Source organism: Mesorhizobium sp. M2A.F.Ca.ET.037.01.1.1, assembly GCF_003998075.1.
Classification (GTDB): Bacteria; Pseudomonadota; Alphaproteobacteria; order Rhizobiales; family Rhizobiaceae; genus Mesorhizobium.
The window spans coordinates 1-1,052 of record NZ_RZSA01001481.1 but is presented as its reverse complement, the minus strand read 5'-3'; the positions used below and the strand labels follow the sequence as shown (position 1 = coordinate 1,052).

Below are 1,052 nucleotides of genomic sequence, written 5' to 3'. Positions count from 1 at the left end.
GCTCTTTAATTTCCTTGATGTCAGCGGTGTCGACGAAAAACTTCATGGCTGTCTCCTTGGGGATTGCCCGGCGGGCGCCAGGCAGATGAGAGGGTCCCCTTTGATCTAGACCAAAGTCAGGGCAAGGTCACGCCTGATGATCGAAGATTCGCCCTTTGTCGCGGCCGCGCCGGTGCTGGTGCCGATGCCTGCCGAACGGCCCTACACCTATGCCGTGCCGCCCGGCATGCGCGTGGTGCCGGGCTCGATCGTGCGCGTGCCGCTCGGGCCGCGCCAGGTCGCGGGCATTGTCTGGGACGGCGCGGTCGAGACGGTCAACGCGAAGAAGTTGCGGCCGATCGAGGAGGTCTTCGACTGCCCGCCGATCGACCGGGCCATGCGCCGCTTCGTCGACTGGATCGCGCATTACACGCTGTCGGCGCCAGGCATGGTCGCGCGGATGCTACTCCGCGCTCCCGAAGCGTTCGACCCGGAGCCCTGGATCGAGGGATTGCAGCGCACGCTGGCCGAGCCGGACCGGTTGACGGACGCGCGGCGACGCGTGCTGGAGACGGCCGAAGGCGGGCTGGCCTGGACGCGCTCGGGCCTGGCGCATGCGGCGGGCGTGTCCTCGACCGTGATCGACGGATTGCGGGCGCAGGGCGTGTTCGAGACGGTGATGATCCCGCCGCGGCCGGTCGTGGCCGCGCCCGACCCTTCTCACGCAATGCCGAAATTGATGCCGGACCAGGAAGCTGCGGCGGACAGGCTGCGCTCGGCAATCGCTGCCGATGCCTTCAACGTCACTCTGCTCGATGGCGTCACCGGCTCGGGCAAGACGGAAGTCTATTTCGAAGCGGTGGCGGCGGCCCTCGACAAGGTCAGGCAGGTGCTGATCCTGCTACCGGAAATCGCGTTGACCCATGCCTTCCTCGAACGTTTCCAGGACCGGTTCGGCGCCAAGCCGGCGGAGTGGCATTCGGACCTGCCGCCGCGGATGCGCGAACGCGTCTGGCGGCAAGTGGCCGAGGGCGGCGTGCGCGTCGTCGCCCTCGGCCACTTGCCGCCAGACG

General features: G+C 68.0%; 1 protein-coding gene. It reads left to right on the top strand.

Going from position 1 to position 1,052, the window contains the following annotated elements; genetic code table 11:
* Positions 1 to 136: 136 nt before the first annotated feature.
* On the top strand, positions 137 to 1,052 hold a 916-nt coding region (locus EOA27_RS37740), incomplete at its 3' end, for a DEAD/DEAH box helicase family protein (protein WP_189562353.1).